The organism is Paenibacillus sp. Z6-24, assembly GCF_054161335.1.
This window is the reverse complement of record NZ_CP096398.1, coordinates 1,674,312-1,698,599: the sequence shown is the minus strand read 5'-3', so window position 1 is coordinate 1,698,599 and position 24,288 is coordinate 1,674,312. Positions and strand designations below refer to the sequence as shown.

At 48.6% G+C, this 24,288-nt stretch carries 25 protein-coding genes and 1 tRNA gene; 5 read left to right on the top strand and 21 right to left on the bottom strand.

Annotation, left to right across the window (positions count from 1 at the left end; all coding sequences use genetic code 11):
* Positions 1-209: 209 nt before the first annotated feature.
* The 4 genes from ptsP to aroA all read right to left on the bottom strand — a co-directional run bounded on the left by ptsP (position 210) and on the right by aroA (position 6,075).
* Complete coding sequence (gene ptsP, locus M1D61_RS07430; RefSeq protein ID WP_458121790.1) at positions 210-1,979, bottom strand: phosphoenolpyruvate--protein phosphotransferase; 1,770 nt, start codon at positions 1,977-1,979, stop codon at positions 210-212.
* The gene (locus tag M1D61_RS07425) at positions 1,976-3,856 is read right to left on the bottom strand and encodes a glucose PTS transporter subunit IIA (RefSeq protein WP_458121789.1); all 1,881 of its coding nucleotides are present in this window, start codon (positions 3,854-3,856) and stop codon (positions 1,976-1,978) included. The genes ptsP and M1D61_RS07425 overlap by 4 nt, the downstream gene beginning before the upstream one ends.
* A gap of 460 nt (positions 3,857-4,316) precedes the next feature.
* Positions 4,317-4,748, bottom strand: a complete 432-nt coding sequence (locus tag M1D61_RS07420; RefSeq protein WP_458121788.1) for a CoA-binding protein — start codon at positions 4,746-4,748, stop codon at positions 4,317-4,319.
* Positions 4,749-4,785: 37 nt separating this feature from the next.
* Positions 4,786-6,075: a 3-phosphoshikimate 1-carboxyvinyltransferase gene (gene aroA, locus M1D61_RS07415; protein ID WP_458121787.1), complete on the bottom strand. Its 1,290-nt coding sequence runs from the start codon at positions 6,073-6,075 to the stop codon at positions 4,786-4,788.
* Between the two features lie 168 nt (positions 6,076-6,243).
* Between aroA and M1D61_RS07410 the strand changes: the two genes are divergently transcribed.
* On the top strand, positions 6,244-6,549 hold the full coding sequence (locus tag M1D61_RS07410; RefSeq protein WP_458121786.1) for a rhodanese-like domain-containing protein: 306 nt from the start codon (positions 6,244-6,246) through the stop codon (positions 6,547-6,549).
* Positions 6,550-6,676: 127 nt separating this feature from the next.
* Here M1D61_RS07410 and M1D61_RS07405 read toward each other — a convergent pair whose 3' ends face one another.
* From M1D61_RS07405 to M1D61_RS07395, 3 genes are all read right to left on the bottom strand, one after another.
* Complete coding sequence (locus M1D61_RS07405; RefSeq protein ID WP_458121785.1) at positions 6,677-7,210, bottom strand: shikimate kinase; 534 nt, start codon at positions 7,208-7,210, stop codon at positions 6,677-6,679.
* A 337-nt stretch (positions 7,211-7,547) separates the two neighbouring features.
* The gene (gene gndA / locus M1D61_RS07400) at positions 7,548-8,963 is read right to left on the bottom strand and encodes an NADP-dependent phosphogluconate dehydrogenase (protein ID WP_458121784.1); all 1,416 of its coding nucleotides are present in this window, start codon (positions 8,961-8,963) and stop codon (positions 7,548-7,550) included.
* 202 nt (positions 8,964-9,165) lie between these two features.
* Positions 9,166-9,762, bottom strand: a complete 597-nt coding sequence (locus M1D61_RS07395; RefSeq protein ID WP_458121783.1) for a hypothetical protein — start codon at positions 9,760-9,762, stop codon at positions 9,166-9,168.
* A gap of 269 nt (positions 9,763-10,031) precedes the next feature.
* Here M1D61_RS07395 and M1D61_RS07390 point away from each other — a divergent pair, with 269 nt between their 5' ends.
* Positions 10,032-10,667, top strand: coding sequence for a YktB family protein (locus tag M1D61_RS07390; protein WP_458121782.1), 636 nt, complete (start codon positions 10,032-10,034; stop codon positions 10,665-10,667).
* 149 nt (positions 10,668-10,816) lie between these two features.
* Here the strand turns inward: M1D61_RS07390 and M1D61_RS07385 are convergent, their stop codons facing one another.
* Complete coding sequence (locus M1D61_RS07385; protein WP_458121781.1) at positions 10,817-12,130, bottom strand: MFS transporter; 1,314 nt, start codon at positions 12,128-12,130, stop codon at positions 10,817-10,819.
* A gap of 286 nt (positions 12,131-12,416) precedes the next feature.
* Here M1D61_RS07385 and M1D61_RS07380 point away from each other — a divergent pair, with 286 nt between their 5' ends.
* Positions 12,417-13,895, top strand: a complete 1,479-nt coding sequence (locus M1D61_RS07380; protein WP_458121780.1) for an aminotransferase class I/II-fold pyridoxal phosphate-dependent enzyme — start codon at positions 12,417-12,419, stop codon at positions 13,893-13,895.
* Positions 13,896-14,145: 250 nt separating this feature from the next.
* Here M1D61_RS07380 and M1D61_RS07375 read toward each other — a convergent pair whose 3' ends face one another.
* The gene (locus M1D61_RS07375) at positions 14,146-14,463 is read right to left on the bottom strand and encodes a DUF1292 domain-containing protein (RefSeq protein ID WP_046215159.1); all 318 of its coding nucleotides are present in this window, start codon (positions 14,461-14,463) and stop codon (positions 14,146-14,148) included.
* Positions 14,464-14,624: 161 nt separating this feature from the next.
* On the bottom strand, positions 14,625-15,179 hold the full coding sequence (locus tag M1D61_RS07370; RefSeq protein ID WP_458121779.1) for a copper amine oxidase: 555 nt from the start codon (positions 15,177-15,179) through the stop codon (positions 14,625-14,627).
* Positions 15,180-15,460: 281 nt separating this feature from the next.
* Here M1D61_RS07370 and M1D61_RS07365 point away from each other — a divergent pair, with 281 nt between their 5' ends.
* Positions 15,461-16,201, top strand: a complete 741-nt coding sequence (locus M1D61_RS07365) for an MBL fold metallo-hydrolase (protein WP_458121778.1) — start codon at positions 15,461-15,463, stop codon at positions 16,199-16,201.
* 262 nt (positions 16,202-16,463) lie between these two features.
* On the opposite strand, the gene M1D61_RS07360 is transcribed toward M1D61_RS07365, so the two are convergent.
* Positions 16,464-16,907 (bottom strand): GNAT family N-acetyltransferase, encoded by a 444-nt coding sequence (locus tag M1D61_RS07360; protein WP_458121777.1) that lies wholly within the window; start codon positions 16,905-16,907, stop codon positions 16,464-16,466.
* 215 nt (positions 16,908-17,122) lie between these two features.
* Here M1D61_RS07360 and M1D61_RS07355 point away from each other — a divergent pair, with 215 nt between their 5' ends.
* Positions 17,123-17,587, top strand: coding sequence for a hypothetical protein (locus tag M1D61_RS07355; RefSeq protein WP_458121776.1), 465 nt, complete (start codon positions 17,123-17,125; stop codon positions 17,585-17,587).
* Between the two features lie 340 nt (positions 17,588-17,927).
* Here the strand turns inward: M1D61_RS07355 and murI are convergent, their stop codons facing one another.
* From murI to M1D61_RS07305, 10 genes are all read right to left on the bottom strand, one after another.
* Positions 17,928-18,698 (bottom strand): glutamate racemase, encoded by a 771-nt coding sequence (gene murI / locus M1D61_RS07350; protein ID WP_458121775.1) that lies wholly within the window; start codon positions 18,696-18,698, stop codon positions 17,928-17,930.
* Positions 18,699-18,808: 110 nt separating this feature from the next.
* Complete coding sequence (locus tag M1D61_RS07345; protein WP_458121774.1) at positions 18,809-19,804, bottom strand: alpha/beta hydrolase; 996 nt, start codon at positions 19,802-19,804, stop codon at positions 18,809-18,811.
* A gap of 273 nt (positions 19,805-20,077) precedes the next feature.
* The gene (locus M1D61_RS07340; RefSeq protein ID WP_458121773.1) at positions 20,078-20,689 is read right to left on the bottom strand and encodes a YdhK family protein; all 612 of its coding nucleotides are present in this window, start codon (positions 20,687-20,689) and stop codon (positions 20,078-20,080) included.
* A 294-nt stretch (positions 20,690-20,983) separates the two neighbouring features.
* Entirely contained in the window at positions 20,984-21,553 is a 570-nt protein-coding gene (locus M1D61_RS07335) for a DUF3841 domain-containing protein (protein ID WP_458121772.1), read from the bottom strand.
* A gap of 331 nt (positions 21,554-21,884) precedes the next feature.
* Positions 21,885-22,043, bottom strand: a complete 159-nt coding sequence (locus M1D61_RS07330; protein ID WP_458121771.1) for a hypothetical protein — start codon at positions 22,041-22,043, stop codon at positions 21,885-21,887.
* Positions 22,044-22,286: 243 nt separating this feature from the next.
* Positions 22,287-22,595 carry a hypothetical protein gene (locus M1D61_RS07325; RefSeq protein ID WP_458121770.1) on the bottom strand — a complete coding sequence of 103 codons (309 nt, stop codon included), beginning with the start codon at positions 22,593-22,595 and terminating at the stop codon, positions 22,287-22,289.
* 114 nt (positions 22,596-22,709) lie between these two features.
* Complete coding sequence (locus M1D61_RS07320) at positions 22,710-22,952, bottom strand: hypothetical protein (RefSeq protein WP_458121769.1); 243 nt, start codon at positions 22,950-22,952, stop codon at positions 22,710-22,712.
* A 342-nt stretch (positions 22,953-23,294) separates the two neighbouring features.
* Positions 23,295-23,558 (bottom strand): MerR family DNA-binding protein, encoded by a 264-nt coding sequence (locus tag M1D61_RS07315; RefSeq protein WP_458121768.1) that lies wholly within the window; start codon positions 23,556-23,558, stop codon positions 23,295-23,297.
* 239 nt (positions 23,559-23,797) lie between these two features.
* Positions 23,798-23,869: transfer RNA gene (locus M1D61_RS07310), tRNA-Val, on the bottom strand.
* Between the two features lie 135 nt (positions 23,870-24,004).
* Positions 24,005-24,283, bottom strand: a complete 279-nt coding sequence (locus tag M1D61_RS07305; protein WP_458121767.1) for a hypothetical protein — start codon at positions 24,281-24,283, stop codon at positions 24,005-24,007.
* Positions 24,284-24,288: the final 5 nt, after the last annotated feature.

The window sequence follows — 24,288 nt, the reverse complement described above, 5'->3', positions numbered from 1 at the left end:
AGGAGGGCTCTAAACGAGTATGATGTTTGGATATGGGATGTGTCGATGTATGATCTGTGAATATACGGTATTGCGAATCCACCTGATACATTCCTTTTAGGCAACTAGGCACATGTATACAAAATAAGCAGCCGCTCCCATTGAATCGGGAAGCGGCTGTTTGGCTTACTGGTTATTTTATTTATGATTTATAGGTTATATCGGTTCTTTCACGATATAGGAGAGCATAGCAGCTGCTCATCCGCAGCTATTGCCTCATGCAGTGCAGCATTATAGCTGCTCATTCCCTGCTCGATCTCGCCAGCAGTCTTGAGCTTCATCCAGTGCGCGGCTTCCCGTGCAGATTCTGTAGATGAGGTGTGTAAAATAGACTGCTTGATCCGCAGCAGCGATTGTGGAGACATGCTCAGCTGTCTTACCCCGAGATGCATCCAGAACGGCAGGGAACGCTCGTCTCCTGCCATTTCCCCACAGATGCTTACCGGAATGCCGCCGGCACGTGCGGCCTCTACCGTCGCGCGCAGCATCCGCAGTACCGCCGGATGATACGGATTATACATATGAGCAATATGCTCATTCATCCGATCTACTGCAAGTACATACTGTACCAGATCATTACTGCCAATACTGAAAAAGTCGCATTCATCCGCCAGCAAATCGGCGATGGCTACAGCTGCCGGTACCTCGATCATAATCCCGACTTCGATATCCGAATCATAGTCCATCCCGCGCTGATCCAGCTCCTGCTTGGCCTGCTCGAGCACTTCATTCGCCCGGCGCAGCTCTTCCAGTGAAGAAATCATCGGATACATGATTTTGACTGTGCCATAGGCGCTTGCACGCAAAATAGCACGCAGCTGGGTTTTGAACATATCCTGATGATCCAGACAGATCCGGATCGCCCGGTACCCGAGGAACGGATTCTCTTCCTCCGGCAGTTCAAAATAATCCAGCTCCTTGTCGCCGCCGATATCGAGTGTACGGATAACCACGGACTCGTCTTTGCATTTCTCGGCAACCAACCGGTAAATATCAAACTGCTCCTGCTCTTCGGGCAGCGATTTGCGGTCCATATACATGAATTCGGTACGGAACAGACCAACTCCTTCGGCTCCATTTTTCAAGGCGATATCCAGCTCCTTGATCGAGCTGATATTGGCAGATAGACGCATCTTGACGCCATCTGTTGTCACTGGATGAACCGAAGTGAGCAGCTCCAGCTGACGCTTGCGCTGCTGCTGTTCGTTACGCAGACGCTGATAGGACTCTACAATCGCGGTATCGGGCTCAACATACACCCGTCCATGGTCACCGTCTACGACAAGCATTTCACCCGTCTGGATCAATGATTCCAGCTCATTCTCAAGGCCCGATACGAGCGGAATGCCCAGCGCGCGCGCCATGATCGCCGAGTGTGATGTTTTGCCGCCCATCATCGTAACGATTCCAAGCACATGCTGCGGATTCAGATGCACGAGCTGGGAAGGCGGCAGTTCTTTGGCTACCAGGATGTAGGGCTGTGTATCGGTCGGCAGCGTAACTTCCGGTGCACCAAGCAAATGCTTGAGCAGACGATTGCCCACATCCTTGATATCGGCAGCACGTTCTTTCATATATTCATCATCCAGCAGATCGAACATCGTGACAAAATGGTCTGTCGCTTCCTGTACCGCTACTTCTGCCGCTTTGTACTGGCGTTCGATCAGGCCCCGGATTTCATTCATAAACTCGGGGTCTTCCAGAATTGCGATGTGGGCATCAAAAATGCTGGATTCTTCCGGACCCGCAATTTCCTCAAACTCATTTTTCATCGATTCGATCTCATGCTTGGATGTACGTATTCCTTCATATAAACGTTCAAACTCCTGGGTCAGGTCGACGGTATCCAGCTTCTGGTCCGGTACATCCCACTCCCAGGTCGGCAGTACAAATGCTTTTCCAATGGCTACTCCTGCAGCAGCCGCAATTCCTTGAATCATGCTTTTTCCTCCCCACCGTTCTTGTCATGCAATACGACCGACATTACTGTTCCCTGTCCTTTTTTCACTTGTTTAAATGGAGCATAGCTCCAGGATCTTACGCGGTCAGGGTTGGTAATTACCATAGGCGTCGCAAGAGACGGTGCGTTTTTTTGCAAGGTATCGAGATCAAACTTGATTAACAGCTGGCCGGGTTCTATTACATCTCCGGCAGCTACATGAGCTTCAAAACATCCCTTTTGCTGAGATGTATCTATTCCGATATGAAGCAGAATTTCCACCCCTTCTACCGTTCGTATGCCAAGCGCGTGCATGGTCGGATACATATGAATAATCGTACCGGCTACCGGCGCAACCAACTCGCCGCTCTCCGGGATAAAGGCTACACCTTCGCCCACCAGCTTGCCGGCGAAAATCTGATCCGGCACTTCCGCCAGCGGAATCATTTTGCCCTGTACCGGAGCACAGAACTTCACATGAGACAGATCGTGCTCCATCAGCTTGCGTATTTCCTCACGGATCAGCTCCGAATACGTACCGAACACAATCTGTACATTGCCTCCGCCCAGCTTGATCAGACCGGCCGAACCGAGTTCCTTGAGGGCTCTGTTATCGAGCAGACGGTCATTCACCACCGTGAGACGCAACCGGGTAATACAGGCCTCAACCTGTACGATATTGTCCTTGCCGCCAAGCGCCTGCAAAATAAGCGGCGCTTGATAAGGAATATTACCGACCCAGTCGCCGAGCGTGGATGCTTCTTCGCGCCCGGGCGTTGGAATTCGAAACCTTCGTATAGCGAACCGGAAAATGGCATAGTAGACCAGCGCATACACGATACCAATCGGTATGAGCAGCCAGGCATTCGTGGACAGATGATAGTTCAGTACGTAATCGATCACGCCGGCAGAATAGGAAAATCCATGATGGATATCCAGCGCATACGTAATCCACATCGCCAGCCCGGACAGGAAAATATGAATTATAAACAGTCCCGGTGAAGCGAACAAAAACGCAAACTCAATCTGTTCGGACACCCCTGTCAAAAAGCAGACAAGAGCTGCCCGCATAAAGGTTTTACGGACTTTCGGTTTGAGATCCTCTCTCGCTTCATGAATAATCGCCAGTGCCGCAGCCGGCAGCGCAAACATCATTACCGGATACAATCCCGCCATATAGATGCCTGCAGTCGGATCACCACTGAAAAAGCGCGGCAGGTCACCCTGCACGATATCGCCATGCGCTTCATACGAGCCAATCTGAAACCAAACGATATTATTAAGCAGATGATGCAGTCCAAATGCCGATAGTACGCGGTACAATGCCCCATACAAAAACAGCCCCAGACCACCCATCGTAGATAACACCCAGGTTAGCCCGTTTAACACATTTTGAAGCAGCGGAGCCATCCACAGCATCAGACAGGCAAACAAGGATGAGAATAATCCCATAAATAAAAGAACAAAACGCGATCCGCCAAAAAACTGGATCGCTTCAGGAAGCCGCACATTTTTGAACCGCCTGTAGGCCGCTCCGGCGATCACACCCATGATAATGCCGATTAATGTGGAAGGCTGAATTAATTCACTGCTGAAATATCTAGTGACATAGTCGTATAACGCCATACCGGCAAATGCAGCCAGACCGGCAGGACCTTCCTGATTGGCAAGCCCCAGCGCCACGCCTATTGCAAAGATGAAAGGTAGATAATGAAAGATACTCTGTCCTGCTATAGTTGCGACTTCCGAGATCACAGGTGCGCCCCATGCATCCCAGGGTAATCCGCCAACACTGAGCAGTATGGCCGCAGCCGGAAGTACCATCGTTGGCAGCATAATTGCCCTTCCGAACTGCTGCAGGGAACCTAGCCAGTTCAACGCGTCTTCCCCCTTCCTATACCTGATGGTACGCTGTTGATTTGCATTTGTCAAAGCAGTTTCCACTTTTTATGCACCTTAATTTGCATACGCTAATCCATACTCTGAAAAGAGTGGATAATCGGCCGATTTCTACTGTTTTTCACGCAGATGTACAGCCCGGCGAACGGCCTGTATGTATGATGGATTAACGACAGAGGATCGGTATCCATTTTTTTAAACCCTCTCATGTAAAATGCACCCCAAAATGCGCATTGGATGACCTGAAGCAGGTTCCAATGTTCATTTTAAAGGGTGCACTTCCAAATTTATACGACGCATGAAGGTAGCTCTATCCCGGCATCCTGCATTAAGCCGAGAAAGAAATAGCCGAGACAGATCCTGCGTTGAAGTTGAACATTCCGATAGTGGGAGAAAACTGGAAATGTACATATTTCTTTCACTATTCAGACGTCTTGCCCTAGCTTCTCACCGGGCGTAAAATGGCTTCTTCAACTTTGATACAGCGGTCCATGATGATATTCATATCGTGCCGACGCGCAATCTCTGCCGCTTCATCACTGAATACACCCAGCTGCAGCCAGAGCGTACGGGCATGAACTTCTGCCGCTTCACGCGCCACCTCTGCGCAGAATTCACTGCGCCGGAACACATTGACCATATCGACCGGCTCCGGAATATCCCGCAGACTGGCGTAGCAGGTCTCGCCGAGGATCTGCTGACCGGCAGCCATCGGATTGACCGGGATAATGCGGTAGCCGCGGCTTTGCATCGCTCCGGCGACCATATAGGAAGTACGATCGGGCTTGTCCGACAGCCCTACCACCGCGATTGTACCTACATCTTCAAGTATTTTCTTGATTTCTTCCCTGGAAGGATTCTCAAAAGCCATCCTGTCCGCCTCCTTTATGACAATGAACTATTAGACTCTATACCCATTCTACCTTGGCACCAAGCGCCTGGATATGATCAAAGTACTGCGGATAGGATTTGGCCACATGATGGGCATCCTGAATACGAATCGGTGCCTTGGCACGCAGTCCGACGATGGACAGCGCCATAATCACCCGGTGATCATAGTGCGCATCAATGGTCACGCCGCCTTCGACACCTTCCGGACGACCGTGAACGATGATCTCGGCCTGGCGTTCTTCCACGTTGGCTCCAGCTTTGCGCAGTTCGTTCAGATAATCGGTAATCCGGTCACATTCCTTGTACCGCAGATTTTCCACATTATAAAAGCGGGATGTACCTTCGGCAAATACGGCAGCAGCCACCATCGCCAGTACGGCATCGGTAGCGGCATCCCCGTCAAATTCAACAGCCTTCAGCTTGCCATTGCCCTGCACATGCACAATATCATTCTCGTGAGTCAGCGGCACCTGCATCATCTGCAGTACATCCACGACCGCTTTCTCTCCCTGCTTGCTCTCTACCGGCAGACGATGAATGGTCACATCGGATTGGGTGACAGCTGCAGCGGCCAGCACCGCTGCCGAACCGGGATAGTCTCCCTGTACAGTGTATTCCTGGGCTTTGTACTGCTGACGACCAGGTACGCGATAATGCATCAGGTCTTCGCTCGCTTCGATCACGATGCCTGCCTGGGACAGCACTTCCAGTGTCTGTCCAACGACCACTTTGGATTTCAGATCATGCAGCACTGTAATCTCGCTGTCTTCCTCCAGCAGTGGTGTCAGGAACAGTAAAGCGCTCAAATACTGGGAGCTGACACTGCCGGACACCGTTATTTTGCCGCCTTTTGGCTGTCCGCCGCGAATAGTGATCGGCAGGCGTCCATTCTTATGTTCAACCTGTACACCCAGCTGATCGAGCGATTCAATCAGATCATCATGCGGCCGTTTGCCGAGCGAATCCGGGTAGGTATTTACAAAAGTAACTTCCGGGCAGAGTGCTGCAATTGCCATCAGAAAACGCAGTACCGCTCCGGCGTTGCCTACATTCAGCTCCTTGATATCCTTTGGGTTGCTGCCAAAACCGGTGATAACAATCTTCTCTTCATCTTCTTCCAGTACAGCGCCCAGATCACGGATACAGCGGCGCATTGCATCACTGTCTTCACTGTGTGCCGGGAAATGAATTGTACTTGTTCCTTCTGCCAGAGCAGCAACAAGCAGATAGCGTGTTGTATAGTTTTTGGAAGATAATGCTCCAATCTCTCCTTTTAAAATTGGGGTAGGGGTTACAATTACATCCATTTTCCATTCTCCTCAATAATCATATAGTTAGTTCGAACAGACAGCATTCCATTCGTTGCTGACCGATTTTTTGCCTGCTTGCAGCCCTGTATACTTAATTGACAGTCATATCGGTGCTTCGGTATGATGAAGACATCGTTAAAATTTAAAGAATAGAGGTCGAGAATCATGACTCAACATACACAGATTACTACCGATGAACTGCGGAAACGTCTGGCTGCAGGCGAGCAGCTGCAGCTCATCGATGTACGCGAAGACGAAGAAGTCGCTCAGGGCATGATCGAAGGCGCACGCCATATCCCGATGGGCCAGATCCCTGATCGTATGGGAGAGATCGATCCGTCTGCCGAGACAATCCTGATCTGCCGCAGTGGTTACCGCAGCGAACGTGTACGTGAATATTTACAGCAGTTTGGTTACACCAATTGCATCAACATGTCGGGCGGCATGATTGACTGGGTAGACAGCGAATAATCCTCCCTTTTCCCTCTATCGCCCTGCCGGGTTTCCTCCATCAACCTGCCAGGACAGAAATAATTTAATCAACCAGAGTGGCTTGTACATCCTCACTCTGGTTTTTCTTTTCTTTCTCGCCCAAAATCTAAAAAGCTTGAACGCGGTAACGTGCTAAAATATGAGAAGCTACTTCCTCCGGTGTGAGCAGCGAAGTATCCACCGTAACATGTGCAAATCGATACACATCCTTGCGTTCTTCCATGATGGATTGGACCCGCTGCCGTGTATCTCCTGCCAGCAATGGACGATTGTTGTCTCCGGATACCCGGTTCACAATATGATCCGCATCCGCTGTCAGTGCAACGACCAGACCTTTTTCCAGCATGATCGAGCAGTTACCGGCACGCAGCACGCAGCCGCCACCTGTGGAGATAATTTGCCCTTTTCGACTCAGCACTTCTTCCAGTACCTGACTCTCCAGATCACGGAAATAAGGCTCGCCCCTAGTGCGGAAAATCTCCTGCACGGATATCCCTTCCCGCTCTGCAATCAATGTATCCATATCGACCAGCGGATAGTCCAGCATGCCAGCCAGCAATGTACCGACAGTCGTCTTGCCTGTACCCATCATGCCAACCAGAATAATATTGGAATGCTGAATTTCACTTTCCTGATGCAATTGCTACACCTCTTTCAGCATGTGTTTTATTCCACACATCATACCATATGGGGGAAAGTTTAGACAATGGTTTAGAGTGGGATGAGGGATGGATCGCTTTGGATCGTGGGGACCGCTGCGGGAAGGAAAATGCCAGCGGCCTCCGCTTCGTGCGATCTGCAAATATCAAGTCCCTCCTCCAAAGGGCGGGGTAATGGGAATAGAAAAAACCTCTCTTTCTATGGTCGCAGAAAGAGAGGTTTTGGGGTACAGCTGAATTGTAATTAAAAGCTGAGGTACTGCTTATTTACTTATTACCGGACATCTCTTAATTGGAGATACGGGGCTTTGGAATGGATTATTGTTCTTTCATCCACTCGTAGTGGAATGTTCCTTCTTTGTCCACACGTTTGAAGGTGTGAGCGCCGAAGTAATCGCGTTGTGCTTGCAGCAGGTTGGCTGGCAGACGTTCGGTGCGGTAGCTGTCGAAGTAAGCCAGTGCGCTGGAGAAGCCAGGAACCGGGATACCGTATTTTACAGCTGTTGCTACGACTTCACGCCATGCGTCCTGGTAGTTTTCGACGATGTTTTTGAAGTAGTCGTCGAGCAGCAGGTTTTTGAGTCCGCCGTCTTTGTCGTAAGCGTCCTTGATGTTTTGCAGGAAGCGGGAACGGATAATGCAGCCGCCGCGGAAGATCATCGCGATGTTGCCGTATTTCAGATCCCAGCCGTACTCATCAGATGCCGCACGCATTTGGGCGAAACCTTGAGCGTAGGATACGATTTTGGAAGCGTACAGTGCTTTGCGGATCGCTTCGATGAATTCCGCTTTGTCACCGGAGAATGCTTCGGTCTTCGGTCCGCTCAGGATTTTGCTTGCGGCTACGCGCTCTTCCTTGATAGCGGACAGGAAGCGTGCGAATACGGATTCGGTAATCATGGACAATGGTACTCCAAGATCCAGGGCGCTCTGGCTGGTCCATTTACCTGTGCCTTTTTGGCCGGCAGCATCGAGAATGACATCAACCATCGGTTTGCCGGTTTCTTCATCGTATTTGGTAAAGATATCGGTTGTGATTTCGATCAGATAGCTGTCCAGCTCGCCTTTGTTCCACTCATCAAAGATGGAGTGCAGTTCTTTGGTATCTGCACCCAGCACAGAAGTGAGCAGGTTATACGCTTCGCCGATCAGCTGCATGTCGCCGTACTCGATACCGTTGTGGACCATTTTTACATAGTGGCCCGCACCGTCCGGTCCGATATATGTACAGCAAGGGTCGCCGTTTACATGTGCAGAGATGCTTGTAAGAATCGGTTCTACCAGCTTGTAGGCACTTTCCTGTCCGCCCGGCATAATTGCTGGACCTTTCAGTGCGCCTTCTTCACCGCCGGATACGCCGGCTCCGATAAAGCGGAAGCCTTTTTCTTCAAGCTCTTTGCTGCGGCGTTGTGTATCAGGGAAATGGGCGTTACCGCCATCAATAATAATATCGCCTTGATCCAGATGTGGAACCAGCTGTTCAATGGTAGCGTCTGTAGCAGGGCCCGCCTGAACCATGATCAGAATTTTGCGTGGAACTTCCAGAGACTGGACAAATTCCTCGATTGAGAACGTACCAACCATATTTTTGCCTTTGGCTTCTTCCATCAAGTCATGCGTTTTTTGCGGGGAGCGGTTAAATACGGATACGCTGAACCCTTTGCTTTCGATGTTAAGAGCCAAGTTCTTACCCATAACGGCAAGACCAACTACACCAATTTGTTGTTTGGACATTTCTGGTTCTCCATCCTTTACTACAATATTTTTTATTCACTAATCTGTATATTCTCAGTTGAGTCAATTCAACATTTTACATGTTTTATGGTTATAAAGAAAGTCTAAAGGCGTGATCCCATGAAAGTTCATAAAAATGTTGAATTTTTTACGTAAAATTCAAACTATTTTTACGAATCACATGCATATCACGCCTTTAACTTTACTTTTCCAAACATACAAGCTCAAAACGCAGATTTTCCAACACTTTTTTGCATTCTGCTATCTGCTCTGCATCGCCTGCTTTGATCGCTTCATTCAAGCGGTCCAGCGCTTCATCGATCCTGCGCTCGGTCGATTCAATACGCTGCTCGCCTTCGGTCGACATGTAGAGCGCGTTCAGCGATTCGCGGGTTGGCGTGGATTCCTTTTGATACAGAATACGCTGTTCGAATCCGGAAATCTCCACCATCCGTATCACTTCACCAAAAAGGATATTCTCCACCAGGATCTGCTGATCCCGGAACCGCTTCACAATCGCATGCCCTTTGGTATCACCGATCAGCTTTTCCATCCACTCCGCCAGCCGTGCATCGTGGATACGGTAGTCACCGATCAGCTTGTAGCCTTCCTGTGTCTGCTGGAACCGCAGCTTGGTCATGTGATCATCGGTCCGAATCGATACGATAAAAGAATCTTCCGTTTCACGCCAGTACAGTGAATATCCCTCTTTGATCAAATCACGGATCAGATTCTGAATATCACGGCGTTCAAAGCGAAGTTCCAGATTGCAGTATTCCACTTCATAGCTTTTGTTCATGGTAGTCCCTCCTTTTCCCTGTATTATTTATTGGTAAAACTACTCATGTATAAACGATCCATTCTGGATGTTGTGCAATATAAATTGTAGTATGATAAAAGTCTGATGCAGGAATAATTACTGGTTTGACTTGTTTATTTTTACCCGTTTGCCGGATTATCTAAGCAGTTAACATCGGAGACACATATAATCTTCATGAAATATTAGGCAGATCCTGTGCTATAATTCGGCTAGAAGTCGGAACCGTTAGAAAGAGAGGCTTTAAAACAATGAATGCAACTGTTTTTCCAGGATTTAAGACAAGCGATTTTGAAGTATTCTCGATTGACGGGCTGGAACCGCGTATGGAAGCCCTGATCGACCGCGTACGGCCCAAGCTCACCATGCTGGGCGAGATGATCCAGCCGCATCTATCCGCTCTGAGCGGTGAAGAAATGTTTGTGCATGTAGCCAAGCATGCACGCCGTACGGTTAATCCTCCCAAGGATACCTGGGTAGCATGGGCAGCCAACAAACGCGGGTACAAGGCACTGCCGCACTTTGAAGTTGGCATGTTCGGCAGCCATGTATTTGTCGTATTTGCTATCATTTATGAGAGCCCGCGCAAGGTGGACTTTGGCAAAGCCATAGCGTCCCGCCTGCAGGAGATCCGAAAAACCGTGCCGAATCATTTCTACTGGTCGACCGATCATATGTCGCCCCAGGGAACTCTCCAGTCCGAGCTGGAAGATCAGCAGCTGCTGGAGATCGGCAGCAAACTGCAAAATGTCAAAAAATCCGAAGTCATCTGCGGACTGCGTATTGACAAGGATGATCCACTGCTGAGTGACGGCGATGCTTTTGTCAAAACGGTCGAACAGACCTTTGAGCAATTGCTGCCATTGTATAAAATGGCTTTTGCCTGAATAGAGATGTCCATTCAATAAAAAAAGCAATCTTTCCGGCAGCCGGTATAGCTGGAAAGATTGCTTTTTCATTTATATTCATAACTTGTGCGGCATATATGCATGATGCGTGCTGCAGCAATTGATCTTTAAACTCATCAAAACGATTGTTATTTCAAATCGGGACGATCCCGGGTCATCAGCCAATGAATAATGAATAATGACAGCATCGCTGCCGCACTGACGAAAAAGGGCGCCTGTGGACTAACCGCATCCCATAACCGGCCGGATACGAGCGGTCCAATCACCAGACCCGAACCCTGCAGTGTCAGGAACAATCCCCATACCGCCGCTTTTTCTTCACTTGGGACCAGGTTGGCCAGCAAAGCATTCCATGCGGGAAGAATCATCGCATAGCTAAATCCTGCACACAGTACAAACACCCAGATCCAGAACAGCATATGGGTCGAAGCCAGCCCAATTAGTGCGGTGGCTTCGAGCAGGAAACCGGTACGTAGAAATAGACGGCTGCCCAGACGGTCAATCAAACGTCCTGCCGGAATCAGCCCCAGCACGGTAACCACACCGCCTCCGATCAGCAGTGCGTTGAAATAGGCCGGGGTAAGCCCCAGCTCCCTGACCACATACAGCGTAATGATCGGTGTCAGTATGCCCAGCGCAAAAGACTGCATAAACAAAGCCGGATACAGCAGCGGATGAATATGAAGCGACCGGATCAGCCGGGCATAATAACGGATGCGATTCATTCCTGCATCGGCTGCCCGGTTATTCGTTTTGACCATCTGAAGCTCATCGGAACGCCCTTCGTCAATACCATGCTGTTCAGGTGCATGTGCAGCACCTGATAGCTCCTGCTTCCGTCCTCTGCCCGGCAGACAGAGCGCTACAATGATAACTGCGCCCATACACAGCAGCAGCATATCGAATGTAAAATGATAGGAGTCCCGGCTGCTCAGCCAGTTCACGATGACCGGGCCGAGTCCCGCGCCCCCCAGTGAGGCGATCTCGATAATACTCATGGGTGTGCCATAATTGCCATTTCCGCTGGAAAGATCCGTAATTTTCGACATAACACATGGCCAGAGAGGAGCACTGCCAATGCCCATAATGGCGCAGGCTGCAATCAGCCAGCCGGTCTGCTGCACAGTCGCCATAATGAATACGGATATCAGTACGAGGATCATGCCCAGCGTCATCGTCATGCGGAAACCGAGACGCTCGGCCAGCCAACCGGCCGGACTGCGAAGCGCATTGTCTCCTACATATTGAAGTGCAAAAGCCAGGCCGATCGCAAAAGCAGGCAGCCCAAGACGATGTCCCATGTACAGTGGCAGCAAAGTAACGAGCAGCCCGCCCTTCACAAATTCGACAAGGAAAATAAGCAGCCACAGACACACAAAGTTAAACTTGTACCTGTTTTTGCGGTCTTGAAGTTGACGGGAATGATGGATAGTAGCGGACATGACATACTCCCTTCAGGTTGTTAGCAGCAAGCAATCTGCACTGCTTGCTCCGCTGCCTGTACGTTCCGACAGCAGATGGTGGAATGGTATCCGTTAGGAGAATGCCGGTAAAGCAGACCTTCCGTTTCCCCAATTGGCATCTGTATTGTAGCATGCACCTGGCGGCGGACTGCAAGTTTCCCATAAGATAACTATTGCATTCCCCCCTCATTTTGCTATACTCATTTTTGTTTGGTTTTAAAATGTTTACCCATATTCCACCTCTAGAAAGGTTGTGACAGCTTCGATGGATCATACGCAAACTCCGCTTTTCACTGCCCTTAAGCAGCATGCGGCCAGCAATCCCGTGCAATTTCACATTCCGGGACATAAAAAAGGACTCGGCAGTGATCAGGAATTCCGAGAGTTTATTGGCGATAACGCCCTTTCTATAGATCTGATCAACATTGCACCCCTTGATGACCTTCATCAGCCGATGGGTGTGATCGAGCAAGCCCAAAAACTGGCAGCCGACGCATTCGGCGCCGACTATACCTATTTCTCCGTGCAGGGAACGAGCGGCGCGATCATGACGATGATCATGACCGTATGCTCACCGGGCGACAAATTGATTGTCCCTCGCAATGTGCACAAGTCGATCATGTCGGCGATTATTTTTGCCGGAGCCAAGCCGGTATTTGTCTCCCCTGTACGTGATGAGAACCTGGGGATTGACCATGGCATTACGACCTCTTCGGTACGCCGGGCGCTCGATCGTCATCCGGATGCCAAAGGGGTTCTCGTGATTAACCCTACCTACTTCGGTGTATGTGCCGATCTCAAGGAAATCGTCGATCTGGCTCACAGCCGCGGCGTTCCGGTACTCGTCGATGAAGCGCATGGCGTGCTGATCCATTTCCACGAAAAACTGCCGGTATCTGCGATGGCAGCCGGTGCGGACATGGCAGCTACCAGCGTTCACAAGCTCGGCGGCTCCATGACCCAGAGCTCGGTACTGAACGTTAATGTGAAGAATGGTCATGTGAACCCACAGCGGGTGCAGACCATCATCAGTATGCTGACCACTACTTCCACATCTTATATTTTGCTGGCTTCGCTGGATACATCCCGCCGGAATCTGGCCATAAACGGACATGAGATTGCCGAGCGTGTCATCGGATTGGCTCAGGAGACACGCCGCAAGATCAACGATATCGAAGGATTGTACTGCTTTGGCGAAGAACTGCTCGGCGGGGAAGCGACATTCAACTATGATCCAACCAAGCTGACGATTCATATCCGCCATCTGGGTATTACCGGTTACGATGCGGAGAACTGGCTGCGCGACCATTACAATCTGGAAATTGAACTGAGTGATATGTACAATATTCTCTGTCTGGTGACTCCGGGAGATACGCAGGACAGCGTCGACATTCTGATTCGTGCCCTGACCGATATGGCTGCCGCATTTTATGGCAGTGGTCGCGAGATCAAGGAACTGGTCGTCAAAATCCCGGAGATTCCGCAGCTGTCGCTAACACCGCGTGAAGCATTTTACGGGGATACCGAGACGATTGCTTTCGAAGAATCGGCAGGCCGGATTATTGCGGAATTCATTTACGTCTATCCACCGGGTATTCCGATCCTGCTGCCGGGTGAAGTCATCTCACAGGAGAATATCGACTATATTACCGACCATGTCAAAGTCGGGCTGCCTGTCAAAGGTCCGGAAGACCGCAGTGTTCGCAACGTAAAAGTTATTGTGGAGACCGACGCCATTTTCTAGGCTTAACCAGATAGACAAATTGCCATAAACAGTCTTCTATAAAAGCTTTTCCATAAAACAGGAAAACATTTTCCCTAAACAGGTTAAAAAGGCGGTCTGCTGAGCAGATCGCCTTTTTGCCAATCAATATTCGGGTTCCGGTATACACAATTATGGACAAAACAAAAGGAGCCCGGCTCCCGAGCGGAACCGAACTCCTCTGTACTGAATATCGTCGTGCAGACAGTATCAACTATCTGCTATGGGAAGATTACTCTTCGGATTCGGCAACGAGCTCGGCATACGCCTGCTCTACTGCTTTCCATTCCGCTTCGTCTTCGATATTCTCCAGTACCATGCCGTCTTCTTCTTCTTCCAGACGCATAATATAACCGTCTGCTTCCGGGTTGCCGCGCTCCAGCAGCAGCGCATACAGTTTCTCGCCTACATCAAAAGTCTCAACGAGTACCATTTCTACATCGTTGCCTTCTTCGTCGGTCAGACTGAGTACAAACTCATCATGTTCGTGATCGTGCTCATGGTCATGATCGTGGTTGCAGTTCTCGTCGTGTACATGTTTATCGCTCATAGGATAACCCACTTTCGTATCAATTTGGATGATATCTTTACGTTTGATGGACCTGCCAAATCCGGACAGTAGCTCCATACTAAAAATAACACTTGTGTATCGTACCACTTTACATCCTACAGGTCAATTGAACCATGAACACGCAGGTACAGGCATTTTGCTTACTGATTTAACGCCGTAATGACCTTCTCGGAGACGAGCACATAATCGCTCGATTTGGACTTCTTCATATAGAAGCCGACCCTGTATTCTCCGGCTGCCGCAAAGTTGTAGGTGAAGTCATACGTGCGGAACCAGAAATTATCCTTTTGCTGGGTAATGTTCTGACTCTGAATATCCTTTTGGCTGCCGGAAGGATCGGTGATTGCTACCTTGACTGCAGCAATATCAGTCTCCAGATTGTCTACCTGGGTAAATACATTGAATTTGAGTTTGCCCTTGCTGACATTGCCGAAGGCAGTATCCCCTTTGAACAAAAAGATATGTACATTCGGTTTATACAGTTTGACGGTCTTGGCATCATTGTTGTAATCGACCAGTCCGTCCATTTCACGCAGAGGCACATAGGTCTTGCCGTTAATCACATAAGAACCGCCATCCACTTCATTTCCGTTAATCCAGACCCGCACCTGCTGATAAGCGGAATCTGCAAACAGAACCGAGCTTCCCATCAAAAAGAAAGCCAGTGTGCAGGCAGCTACTCTTTTCCACATCATACGTTGCCCCTCCTTCAAAATGTATCCTAATCACTCAGTAACATTCTAATCTTTCATACATGTATACTCCATAAGTTCTTTTCAGTTGCGGTAAAAAAATTGTAACCTTTTCAGCCGCTGCAGAACCGAATTTATGGTAAATTTCAGCACAAAAACACACGTTTCCATTCTACTTACCGCTCATGGTAAAGTGATAACAGAGCCTTGCCATAGCGGCCAGCTGAAACTGCACGTCCGCTAAGCTTGAAATTATCATTTCAACCGGGAACAGGAGGATATATATGTCAATTGAACTACAGATGCTGGGTACTGGCAATGCCTTTGCCAAAAAATATTACAATAATAATGCACTGGTCTCTGCCGGGGATTATACACTGATGATCGACTGCGGAATTACCGCTCCCATGGCTCTGCATGAACTGGGCAAAGAGCTGAATGATATCGACGCAATTCTGATTACGCATATACATGGGGATCATGTCGGCGGACTGGAGGAGCTCGGCTTCCGCGGCAAATTTGTACATAACCGCAAGCCGGTACTCTATATCGCCAGCACGCTGATCCGGCCGCTGTGGGAGCATACGCTCTATGGCGGCATGAGTCAGGAAGGCATTGAGCAGATCGAGGATGTATTCGATGTACAGCCGCTGGTAGCCAATCAATCGGTGCAGCTCGCTGACGGGCTGACAATTGAACTCATTCAGACGCCGCATATCGATGGCAAAAACAGCTATTCCATACTAATTAACAACGAGATTTTCTACAGTGCCGATATGAAATTCCAATCCGATCTGCTGGAACAGCTCGTTCACGACCGCGGCGTTAAGCAGATTCTGCATGACTGCCAGCTGCATCCGCCCGGTATTGTGCATGCCACACTGGATGAACTGATGACACTGCCAGAAGCGGTGCGTTCCCGGGTGAAGCTGATGCATTATAATGATGACAAGGACAATTTTGTCGGGCAAACGGGCGGCATGGAATTTATCGAGCAGCATCGTATCTACCGACTGCCGGAATAGAGGGCAAACCGCCGAATCACCTGCCTGTTCATGGGCTGCTACAGCGGCGTTTATTTCCGAGTGTCTTGGCCGGCTGCTGTACTTGTATTCCGATGTCATGCGTATTGTATTGGCCACAGCAGCTTTTGTACAGTTCTTTTGTATAGTTAATCGCAACCAAGTAACCACACCAAAAAGCTGCTTTCCAGGTCCTGTATCGCTGACCTGAAAAGCAGCTTTTTCCGTACAGCAGAACGTGAAGTATACGCCCCGGCTGTTTTATTTACAAATCTTTGACCATACGCACATGCGGAATGCCGGCATCATCAAATGGCTCTGCAGAGATATTGCGGTAACCGAGACGTGCATAGAATCCCTCTGCATGGCACTGGGCATCCAGTACAGCTCCGGTATAACCGCTGCGCCGCGCGCAATCTTCCATTCCTGCCATTAGAGAGGAACCATATCCGCCTTTGCGATAATCCGCCAGTACGGCAATACGCTGCATTTTAGCGGACCCGTCCGTATAGGTCGTAATGCGTCCTGTGGCCACAGGCTGTCCATCTTCCAGCAGCAGGATATGGCGGGCGCTGCTATCGAGCCGGTCATAATCATCCATCTCGATATGCTCCGGTACCTTCTGCTCTTCAATAAATACTTTGCGCCGGATCGCAAAACATGCCTCCAGCTGCTGCTGTGTATGAACCTCTATCACTTCTCTTGTCATCTCGATCTTCTCCTCCATCCGGTCAAACCACTAAACGGCCGATCCTCTTGTTCTGACTATCCTCATCATTGTACCCGGTAATGAGCTTGCTGACTACCTTTTAACAAAGCGGTCTACCGTAATATATTCTCTATAATAATGGATTGAAAAAGAACGTTTGTTCGTATATAATAAGAATAAATAAGAGAACAAATGTTCTGATTAGAGGGATGATTATGCTAGCCAAACATATTGGAGAACTGCTTGAAATTGTATATATGGACCAGACCGGCAAGCTAACTCAGCGGCGAATCGAGATCAAGCGAATACGCAACGGTCTGGTGTATGCGGACTGTCTCCGCTCCGGGGAACCGCGTACATTCCGTGAGGAAAATATACTGGCCTGGCAGCCTTCCAAGGCAATTCGACCTACCATTTCTGTCAAACAGCTGGCCGCTGCTTCGACCAGCACAACTTCATCCACATCCAGGCCTTCTGAATCGTCGTCAGCAGTATCCATACCTTCCGGTTCAGTCTTATCGACTGCCGCCTCATCGTCCAAGTCCACTGGCTCCGCTGCGTCACTCTCTACTGCTCCAGTCCAACACAGACGTTCTGCCACTTCGTCCAAAGTCTACCGCCAACCTGCCTCCTATACTCCACACACCAAACGCAACAAAGTGGCATCTCACGTGTCGTAAGATGCCACTTTAGTGTACGTCAGTTCCTTGCACTTCAATTCGATTCACCACATTTGAGTTGAATTACTTCATTTGATTCCAGATGTTTCAAATTCCCTCACCCAGCATTCAATCTCCTGTCACTGCGCTGTATAGAAGTAACCAAAATCCAACTGAAATAAATAAAATGGCGGATCCCCTTCTAAAAAGGAAACCGCCATTGTGGTAATAACAACATATATCGTTCATCTGTACGCTCGTCATATCCCGATACCAGAGACGTATCGGAACTTGTCCAACGGGCTGAGTCATTCTGTATCAACAGTTCACTGCTCTAACTCTACCCGATTCTGCATCCTACTCAGGACAACAATCCCAGCAGATGCTTATAATCCATCATTTCTTCCGGACTTTCCGCCTTTTCACCGGATTTGACAAAATTCATCTGACCGGTGCCTTCACCAAGCTGTCCGCGCTCCTGCAGAACATGCTGCAAATGCCGTGCTGTTCCATTGCTTCCATCAATAATATCAACTTCCTCCAGGAAGAAGCGGCGCAGATTGCTGCGGAAATACGGGAAATGTGTACATCCCAGCACTACTGTACCATATTGGCGTAAATCCAGATGACCCAGCGCCTGATTTAAATAAGGCAGTACATCTTCATCCGCAAACTTCCGCTGTTCCGCCAGTTCGATCAGACCGGGCATCGGTACACTTTCCACAATATCGCCGGTATCTATGCTTTTGACCAAGTTATGAAACTTCTCTTCATTCAAAGTAAGCCGGGTCGCCAGCACCAGAACCTTTTTGTGCTTGACGATACTGTTCTGTACAGCAGGCTTGACCGCCGGCTCAATACCGATCACCGGGAAATCATACTTTTGCCGCAGATCGGTCACTGCGATACTGGTCGCTGTATTGCAGGCGATAACGAGTGCCTTGATATCCTGGGCAGCCAGGTAATCCGCAGCTTCCAGCACATACTGCCGAACTTCATCCTTGGGCTTCTCGCCATAAGGCAGGTGCCGGGTATCTGCATAAAACACATAATCTTCGTCCGGCATCAGCTTCATCGCTTCATGCATGACTGTCAAGCCGCCAATACCGGAATCAAAAATCCCTATCTTCACTCCGTTCACTCTTCCCTCTGTGCATTCATCGCATTCATAATATGTCTTGTCATCTATATCTGATTATAGCTTTTTCGATTCCGTTTGAAAATATGATGTACCTTCTCGCCTCAGCCTTCAATAAAGGCTGCAGCTTCCTGAAGCATCTGATTAAAATGAGCCGGATAATCATGTCCCAGCCCGGTCACGTTTTTGAATACATAAGGAATACCTTTGAAATCCAGTGCTTCCACCAGTTCCTGCGCACCCGGCAAACATTCTTCATCCCGTTCGCCGCAAATAATATACAGCTTGACCCCGTGCTCTTTCCAGGCATTCAGTCCCAGCTCCCACTCTTCCCGGTCCGGCATCCAGGGAGCGACGAGAATCAAACCTCTTACACCGGTGGAATATTCGGCGGCTGTATTCATTGCTACCCTAGCTCCGGCAGAGAATCCCGCCAGAACAGGTCTTTTGCCGGAAGGTAGTGCGTTCTCCGGCAGCAGGCAATCCCGAATCTCCAGCTGCGGATTATCGATCCGGGCCAGTTCTTCCATGGACTGCTTGAGTTCGTCCATCCCTGCATCGATATCGACCCAGTCATAAGCACCCGAGAACTGCACCTGCGAAGACTGCAGCAGCGCCAGCTTGTAATTCCGTTCAAGCAGTGAACTCCAATACGGCTGAACGATGTCCATATTTTCCTGTTCGCCATGCAGTACAAAGATGGTATGGAAATCAGATGCCGGTTTTTCCTGATCAGGCAGTACAATATTCAGCTTGGCACTGCTTTCGGTCAGAGCCTGTGCTTCACGTGCCCGGCAGATTCCAATCAGACGTTGGAACTCTGTATCATCCTGCAGCGACTCCAGCGACTCCTCTTCCAGCAAATATTCCGCCGCATACCAGTATTCATGTTCCACTATCGCTTCCTGCAGCAATCGTAGTGCTTCTTCATGCATTCCTGCAGAAGCGGCCAGACTGTAACGCAGATTGTATATTTGGGCCGGATTGCCGGCTCCGTCTTCCTGATGTTCGGTTATAAAATGATATGCCTCTGCACTCCCGTGCTGTTCATAGATTTCCATCGTCCGATTAAGCAACCCTGTATATGTAAACTGAGCCATGGGACCTCCTGTATAAATGTAATGGGTGAACGCTGTGATGCCGTCTGATCTACCGCTGAGCCCCTGCTTATTCTGAACATACGGCCCAAATAAAGCAAGCCTCTCGCAAAAGGCTTGCTTCGTGGATCATCTATATTTATATTAATACACCATGCTCCGAATGAACATAGCTGGCCGGCGATTTGACGGTATCGATATGCTGTATATATTGTATAGCCGTTGTGTGTGCAGTTGAATCAGTGAACTGCATATCTACTGCCTGGCTGCTGACTTTTACATTGCAGTCAGTTCATCTTCGGTGACCCATTTGTGGTTTTTGACCATTTCGCCGCCTGTTGTAGGCATGTAATCGACCATATAGACTGTTGTCTGCTCAGCCGAATCAATAGTTGCCTGCGCGCCTTTCATACCCTGCATATGATCCGCATTCAGTACGACCTCTGTTCCTGGCTTGAGCGGCGGTTCTCCGGCATTCTGAAGTTCTTCATGAATGACCCATTTGTGATCCTTGACCGGGTCGCCGCCTGTCGCTGGTGTATAGGAGACGCTATAGACGGTCGTATCATAGGCAGCTGTAACGGTAGCTTCGGCACCTTTCATGCCTTCCATATGATCTGCACTCATCACGACCTTGCTGCCTACCGGAAATTCAGGACTTTGCGCCGTTTGCAGACCAGCTGGCACTTCGGACGAGCCGGAATGATGCATAGTCCCGCTGTCACCCTCATGCTGCATGGGCATAGAACTGTCATTCATTCCTTCGGTCTGTGACTGGGTCGTTGTACTGCTGCCGGAATCATCCGCTTTCTCTGTATTGGCATTGCTGCTGCAGCCGCTGATTAGGAGCAGCGTAACGACTCCAGCGGAGATTAGACCTTTTTTCATAATGAAACACTCCTTTGATTTTGATATGCTGTTGATTGAAATTAAAACATATACCTTTTCTATATACTATACCCCTGTACTGTATATTGAATAGTAAAAAATATGAATATACTTTGGCATTATAAGAATTTACGGATGCATCTTTTTACAGCAAAAAGCACCCGCACGCAGCAGATGCTTTTCTTGATAGCAGGATGGAGCCTGCATTGATAATATTACCTTGTCAGACAGAGGTGTATCTTTATAGACATGCCGCTTAGATGTCTTTATTATGTAAACCGGTTATACGCTCCATCAGCAGTAATAATATCTTTTAGCCTGGCTCGGTTCAGTCAGATACTCTGCCTTGAGCACCTGCTGCAATCGCACCCGGCCGGTGACGCCCTGCAGACGTCTTTCCTGTGCGCCGGACCAGTCGGTATCCAGGGGGCGGTTAAGATCGAATATGCGCAGCCAGCTCTGTTCCTTGGTCAGCAGCGAGCGACCTGACTGGAACGCATCCCACTCCGCCCGATCCACTGCATTGAACGTATTATTTAACACCGAATGCCACTCCTGAAAATCCGACAGCAGTACATTTAGTGGATTCAGGGACAGGGTAAGACAGACACACTGCTCCCGGCCGGTAAAATGATTCAACTGCAAAAGATCCGGCTTTTCTTTCCATACCCACACCGGGTAACTGCCGTCATAAAGCGGCAGACGCTCCGTCATCTGGGCCATCATCCAGTGGTACGGCTCCGGATAGGCAATATGATCACTATGCCCTTCCAAAAAGCCGTACTGTTGGGCTTGCTCCCAGGCAGACAGCGACTGTATCGTCCAGTATTTGGACTTCGAAGCAGCAGGCGATATTCTCTTCATGGCGGTTGTTCTCCTTCCCTGCACGAACTGCAATACTGCGTAGGGCTAAGCAGTTATCTATATATAAAGTCCGGTCTACAGTTATACATTCAGCTTTCACCGGATGTTCGAAATCAGCTTTTTCATAATCTATGTATCATAACAAAAAAAGCAGCAGAGTTTAAGTATACATCCTCCCGGTTCCAATTTCACACCTAGTATCTGTACGGTATAAATTAAAAACGTGCAGACCGGATATCCATAGATACCCGAGCCTGCACGCCGTCCGTTGCATAGATCATTCATTTCAGAGGAAACTTCCTCCGGATCAATGCTATATTAGATTGTTGGTTTAGTTGGTTTCCATGTACTGGCTGAGGAGTTGAGTCACTTTGCCCCGTACTGCCAGATCCGAGTTATCACGGTTTTTAACGATTTGGCTTACCTGCATCATAAAGGAATCCATTTCGTTCTCTATGTCAAATGCATACTGTTCGTTTCTGTTTTCCACGTTTCTCATGCCTCCAAAATATAATTTCGCTGTCTATCTAATATCACCCTCCAGCTATAAATTTAAAACAGTTATTTGTACATTTTCATTTATTTTTTTGCGAGTTTGTAGTTTCTGTATAGGCGAATATGCAAAAAAAGCCCTTGCTGGACAAGAGCTTTTCTGCATAAATGATAACGAACTCCAATCTCGCCTTTCCTTTTTCCAGAACAGAGTCTGCTAAAAAAACGAGCCTGTACCCTATCAATCCTCCGCAATATCCGCCCGCAGCGCGCTGGCGATTTCGATCATTTTAGGAATAACGGCTTCATTCATACCGGATACGTACAAGTCTCCGTCAAAGTGGCGGAAAGGGATTGTAGCTCCTTCTGTCTCCCAGAGGAAAAAGTCGCCTTCGATCGACATGGTGGCCTCTCCTTTGACTATGAAGACCGGGGTATATACAATATCAGGCTGCAGTTCAAAATAAGCTTTGCATTCTTCCAAAGTAATCGGCTGCCGAGCGCTGCCCTCCTGCTGCATTTCCCGGGTAATTCGGTAACGCTGACCCATATGATGTTGGCTCCTTTACTTTACATTGTGTGCAATTACCTGTGTTCCAAAATTCCATTATACACAAAGCAAAAAGCCCCCGCTACCGGGAGCTGGCAAAATAATTATTCTCCATCAACTCAGTGCATCAATCGCTGCCTGAATATAGGATGGAATCGGATAATTGTCTTTCTCAATCTGCTGCTTGGTATAGATAATGAGCTGCCGTTGATCGGAAACCGGGTAGCCGCCTTCATGCTCACCTCGGTATTCAATCACCCGGCCTCTCGCTTCCCGCTGAGCCAGTGTATAGTCGGTCAGTACATGGAACACCTGTCCAGCAGTCCTGTCAATATACGCGTATGCTTGTTCAGCCATGCAGCTCTCCCTCCTTTGTTTTCTATTATGAAAAGGCATATGTCTGATTGAGTGTCTCGTATTCACCATAATGGTAGCCTACCGCATATTTGCCTTTTTGCTTTATAAATGTATTAAATTCCGTAGGGTCACTGTCTGTTTTCACAAAAAAATAAGCTGCTGCATTTTCTTCGGATAGCAGATTCCAGATCGCTATCATTGTACCTACAAATGAGGAAACAATCGACTGGGTAAATGATCAAACTCCCGAAAAGTATTCGTCCATTTCAGATCATGGTCACGCTGATTTCCTTCTGAAATGATTTCACTGCAAATCAGCTTTTCCTCCGCCTGGTCTTCGAGTCAAATTTCTCCCTGTTTAGCTTCCTGTCCTTCCACAGCATAAGAGCTCGTTTTTTGAAGCACATGCTGAATCTGTTTCAATTTGGTGAGTTCCTGCTCAATATGGGGGATTTTCTTTTCCGCAATATCAATCATATGAGCTGTCGTTCGATGATCCAGATAATCCCGGATATCTTTTAGCGGCATTTTTAGTTCCTTCAAAATATGAATAATCACAAAGATACCCATAGCGCTTGTAAAAAAATTATCATAAAGCGTTTCCAAAAGTAGAGGGAATTCCAATGATTGTTTTATTGTGGAGAGCGAAAAAAGAAGGTATCCATGATTGAAACCAATTATCCCGAACACCGACTGGTGCTGAATATTGAAGAAATTAATCCGACCGCCGATAACCATACTCAGCGAGTCAAACGTAAAGACTTTTATCTGAAAAATGGATATAAGAATGCAATAAATAAAAAGACAAATAAAAAAAGCCCTTGCTACACAAGGACTTTTCGGTATGACCTGTAGTGGGATCGAACCACTGACCCCTACCCTGTCAAGATAGTGCTCTCCCGCTGAGCTAACAGGTCGTATTACAATCACAAGAAGTAATATACCAAATCGGATAAGGGCTGTCAATATCTAACTTGCTGATTCCAGAAAGCCAGACACCTCACAGCAGGCATATACGGATAAATACTATCTGGTATCTAATCCATAGCAGATCAATACTGCGTCCAGTAGGAAGAATCTGTCGCCTGTGAGGTAGTCCGCGGACGCTTCTCCCGGCGCTCCCAGCTTTGGATCATGATAATGGTCGATGGGTCGTTTTTGTTATCCCAATATATGTACTGCCGGTTCTCCAGCGCGGTCAGGGTATGTACCAGTTCATCCGCCGAGCGATATGTCATCGCTGACAGTTCACGCCAGCTCGGCATTCGGCGGTGGCGGGCAAAGAAATTAAATAATACGCGCAGCAGCTTCCTTTCAAAATCATCCAGCATAGTTC

Bases quoted from the DNA above. Each gene is read 5' to 3' on its own strand.
- M1D61_RS07365 (WP_458121778.1), top strand. From the start codon at position 15,461: ATGTCAATTGAACTACAGATGCTGGGTACTGGCAATGCCTTTGCCAAA.
- M1D61_RS07325 (WP_458121770.1), bottom strand. From the start codon at position 22,595: ATGGGTCAGCGTTACCGAATTACCCGGGAAATGCAGCAGGAGGGCAGC.
- M1D61_RS07305 (WP_458121767.1), bottom strand. From the start codon at position 24,283: ATGCTGGATGATTTTGAAAGGAAGCTGCTGCGCGTATTATTTAATTTC.
- gndA (WP_458121784.1), bottom strand. From the start codon at position 8,963: ATGTCCAAACAACAAATTGGTGTAGTTGGTCTTGCCGTTATGGGTAAG.
- M1D61_RS07375 (WP_046215159.1), bottom strand. From the start codon at position 14,463: ATGAGCGATAAACATGTACACGACGAGAACTGCAACCACGATCATGAC.
- M1D61_RS07360 (WP_458121777.1), bottom strand. From the start codon at position 16,907: ATGACAAGAGAAGTGATAGAGGTTCATACACAGCAGCAGCTGGAGGCA.
- M1D61_RS07320 (WP_458121769.1), bottom strand. From the start codon at position 22,952: ATGGCTGAACAAGCATACGCGTATATTGACAGGACTGCTGGACAGGTG.
- M1D61_RS07335 (WP_458121772.1), bottom strand. From the start codon at position 21,553: ATGAAGAGAATATCGCCTGCTGCTTCGAAGTCCAAATACTGGACGATA.
- M1D61_RS07355 (WP_458121776.1), top strand. From the start codon at position 17,123: ATGCTAGCCAAACATATTGGAGAACTGCTTGAAATTGTATATATGGAC.
- M1D61_RS07385 (WP_458121781.1), bottom strand. From the start codon at position 12,130: ATGTCCGCTACTATCCATCATTCCCGTCAACTTCAAGACCGCAAAAAC.
- M1D61_RS07410 (WP_458121786.1), top strand. From the start codon at position 6,244: ATGACTCAACATACACAGATTACTACCGATGAACTGCGGAAACGTCTG.
- M1D61_RS07420 (WP_458121788.1), bottom strand. From the start codon at position 4,748: ATGGCTTTTGAGAATCCTTCCAGGGAAGAAATCAAGAAAATACTTGAA.
- M1D61_RS07395 (WP_458121783.1), bottom strand. From the start codon at position 9,762: ATGAACAAAAGCTATGAAGTGGAATACTGCAATCTGGAACTTCGCTTT.
- aroA (WP_458121787.1), bottom strand. From the start codon at position 6,075: ATGGATGTAATTGTAACCCCTACCCCAATTTTAAAAGGAGAGATTGGA.
- M1D61_RS07345 (WP_458121774.1), bottom strand. From the start codon at position 19,804: ATGGCTCAGTTTACATATACAGGGTTGCTTAATCGGACGATGGAAATC.
- M1D61_RS07390 (WP_458121782.1), top strand. From the start codon at position 10,032: ATGAATGCAACTGTTTTTCCAGGATTTAAGACAAGCGATTTTGAAGTA.
- ptsP (WP_458121790.1), bottom strand. From the start codon at position 1,979: ATGATTCAAGGAATTGCGGCTGCTGCAGGAGTAGCCATTGGAAAAGCA.
- M1D61_RS07370 (WP_458121779.1), bottom strand. From the start codon at position 15,179: ATGATGTGGAAAAGAGTAGCTGCCTGCACACTGGCTTTCTTTTTGATG.
- M1D61_RS07380 (WP_458121780.1), top strand. From the start codon at position 12,417: ATGGATCATACGCAAACTCCGCTTTTCACTGCCCTTAAGCAGCATGCG.
- M1D61_RS07340 (WP_458121773.1), bottom strand. From the start codon at position 20,689: ATGAAAAAAGGTCTAATCTCCGCTGGAGTCGTTACGCTGCTCCTAATC.